This window comes from bacterium (assembly GCA_040755795.1).
Classification (GTDB): Bacteria; UBA9089; CG2-30-40-21; order CG2-30-40-21; family SBAY01; genus JBFLXS01.
In genome coordinates this window covers 1-2,776 of sequence record JBFLXS010000478.1, presented here as the reverse complement: position 1 = coordinate 2,776, position 2,776 = coordinate 1, and the positions used below count along the sequence as shown (strand labels likewise).

At 35.3% G+C, this 2,776-nt stretch carries 6 protein-coding genes; 4 read left to right on the top strand and 2 right to left on the bottom strand.

Going from position 1 to position 2,776, the window contains the following annotated elements; genetic code table 11:
• Positions 1–530: 530 nt before the first annotated feature.
• Together AB1414_18595 and AB1414_18590 are read right to left on the bottom strand one after the other, a co-directional pair.
• Entirely contained in the window at positions 531–791 is a 261-nt protein-coding gene (locus tag AB1414_18595; GenBank protein MEW6609424.1) for a hypothetical protein, read from the bottom strand.
• A complete protein-coding gene (locus AB1414_18590) occupies positions 788–1,030 on the bottom strand; it encodes a hypothetical protein (GenBank protein MEW6609423.1) in 243 nt (80 codons plus the stop codon). Before AB1414_18590 ends, AB1414_18595 begins: the two co-directional genes overlap by 4 nt.
• 378 nt (positions 1,031–1,408) lie before the next feature.
• On the opposite strand from AB1414_18590, the gene AB1414_18585 reads away from it, so the two are divergent.
• From AB1414_18585 to AB1414_18570, 4 genes are all read left to right on the top strand, one after another.
• Positions 1,409–1,735: a transposase gene (locus AB1414_18585; GenBank protein MEW6609422.1), complete on the top strand. Its 327-nt coding sequence runs from the start codon at positions 1,409–1,411 to the stop codon at positions 1,733–1,735.
• Positions 1,638–1,862, top strand: a complete 225-nt coding sequence (locus tag AB1414_18580; GenBank protein MEW6609421.1) for a hypothetical protein — start codon at positions 1,638–1,640, stop codon at positions 1,860–1,862. Before AB1414_18585 ends, AB1414_18580 begins: the two co-directional genes overlap by 98 nt.
• Positions 1,834–2,088, top strand: a complete 255-nt coding sequence (locus tag AB1414_18575) for a hypothetical protein (GenBank protein ID MEW6609420.1) — start codon at positions 1,834–1,836, stop codon at positions 2,086–2,088. Before AB1414_18580 ends, AB1414_18575 begins: the two co-directional genes overlap by 29 nt.
• Positions 2,089–2,349: 261 nt before the next feature.
• Positions 2,350–2,776: hypothetical protein (locus tag AB1414_18570; protein ID MEW6609419.1), on the top strand; the 427-nt coding region annotated here is incomplete at its 3' end.

Here is a 2,776-nt window from a genome sequence, read left to right as displayed (position 1 = left end):
TTTTGGTAAATATGTTGTTTGTGTCATAAGTTTGTCCTCCTTATTTTAGTTAGTTAATACTTTTTGTATAGTATACCATAAAATCTTTCGCAGGTCAAACTTGACACTTTATCATATCATCTCTGCGTCTCTGTGGTGAATAATTACCTTTTAATGTAACTATTCAGCATACCAAGCAAGTAGGTAGTAGGAAGTAGGAAAGTAGGAAGTAGGAAAGGGGGAAAATACTTCATACTATTTTACTCTTAATTGATTTGATTAAAGCTATAAGTATCCTACTCACTTCTTCAGATATATCCCAAATGGATTGAAAATCTGGCAGATAATTAAGATCTTTAGATAGAATTAGATAATACCTTTCTTACTTTCCTACTCTCCTACTTCCTACTTTCAGGAGGAAATAGTAGGCAAGTAGGTAGTAGGAAAGGGATAAAGGATGTGCACGGTATTCCTCTTCTGGGGACAATGTCTCCCCTTTCCTACTTCCCTACTCTCCTACTTTCCTACAGGCTGAATAGTTACTTGATTTTTTATGGATTTTTCAATACTTTATTATGAACTCCAATCTTTCTTAAAATTATAGTATCATTTTCAATTTGAAATGTCATTCTATATTTAACACTAACATATGCCTCCCATTTATCTCTGGTGCCCTTAATCTTATGAATCTGCAAAGAAGGATGTTTAAGATTAGTTGCCAAAAAAACAATTTGTTTATCTGCCACCTTCTTTATCTCTTTAGGCAAAGCCTTATAATCTTCCTTAAAAGGTTCTGGAATTCTCAATCTCATTTATTTAACCACTCTAAAGCCTGATTTGGGGCATCAAAATCACAGTATCTGCCTTCATGAAGTGCCATATCAACCAGTTTTTCTCCCTTTTGCCATTCTTCTGTCCAAAAATATGCTTGTTCGGGCTCAGTTGTTTTAAACCTTAAAAAATGGATGAAATCTACCACCTCACAAACAGCATAATCGGGCAATCTTTCTAATTCTTTCAATATCTCTTTTTGGGCAACACTTTCTACCATATTTAACCCCCTTTACTGTAATGGTTCCGTTCAATTTTGACCTATCGCTCGGATAAGGTTATGTTATCCTTATCCTCATCGCTACTATGGACTCATCCGATTATAGGTATTTCTAACAGAGTTTGCTCATTATGAAAATATTTTACCAAAATCTTTCCCTATTGTCAACAAAAATTGCTTAACTGACAGCCCTGAAGAGAAAAAAATCTTCGCACAAAAACTCCTTGAAATAACCCATTTTTTAATCCATCCAAAATTTCTTGTAACTATTCAGCCACTGATTAACACGGATTAGCACGGATAAATAAAGAGTGAAAATGGGGACGCACCCAATTATCTTGACATTTTAGCTTCCGGAGTTATATAATATAAGGTATTATGCCACGGGTAGCGAGAATAATGATAGAAAACATTCCTTACCATGTAACCCAACGAGGTAACAGGAGAGAGGATATATTTTTTGGAGACGAAGACCGCAAGAGGTATCTTGAATGGCTCAAGGTGTATTCAGAAAGATATGGATTAAAGATAGAGGCGTATTGCTTGATGACAAACCATATCCATTTAGTAGTAGTTTCTTGTCATAAGGATTCCCTTAGAAAAGACAATGCGTTCATTGCATACGAGGTATGCCATCCACATAAATCGTTCAAGGGATTGGAGTGGTCACCTTTGGCAAGGACGATATTTTTCCAGTGCTCTTGACGAAGGATATTTATGGACGGCTGTGCGTTATGTAGAACTAAATCCTGTGCGAGCTGGTATTATTCAAAATGCTGAAGATTTATATGTAGTCAAGTGCTATGGCACATTGTGGGAAGAGAAAGGATAATATTCTTTCTTCTGATTTTCCTCCGGCAGGAGTAGTAATAGACTGGTTGGGATGGCTTAGAGAGGGAGGGAAGCAGGAGGATATAGACATATTAAAGCGAAATACACAGAAGGGGTTACCTACTGGGAGAGAATCTTTTATATTAGAGTTGGAAAAGGTTATGAATCGGTCATTGAAGTTTAGGCTTCCAGGAAAACCAAGAAAAGTGGAAGAAAAAGATGAGTAAAAATAGTGTGCGTCCCCTATTCCCACTCCATTCCCACTACTGAAGTGAAGATAATAAAAAATCTTGACTTGAGGAGTAATCTTTGATATACTTATGGAGGGAAAAACTAAAGTAAAGACAAAAAGAAAGGTTAAAAGTATGGTAAAAATTAAGGTGCACCGCCGGAAGGAAGAAAATAGATTTCTTCTTAACTTATTGATAATTAATGTTTTTTTCTGTGTCCTCTGTGGTTAAGTTTTGACACAAACTGAGGATAAAAATATGGAAGACTATAAAGCAAAAATAGAAACATTAAAAAAATTGATTAGATACCATGATTATAAATACTATGTTGAGGCTCAACCTGAAATATCCGATTATAATTATGACCAGTTACTAAAGGAATTAATTCAATTAGAAATGCTACATCCAGAATGTATAACTCAAGATTCACCTACTCAACGAGTCAATCGACAACTGATGCTCACTTTGGATAATACCTATTCCATTGACGAATTAAAAGAGTCAAATCTCTCGACAGACAGTACTGGAATGAAAAAGGAGAAATACTTACAGATATTTAATTACTTACTTGAGTTTTCCAAACTCAGGTGCAATCCTGTGAGAAACATTGAGAGTTCTGAAACCCAATATCCCAACATAATTTGGTTTGCTGATATTCCACAAAACGAACTATTTGACTGCATAA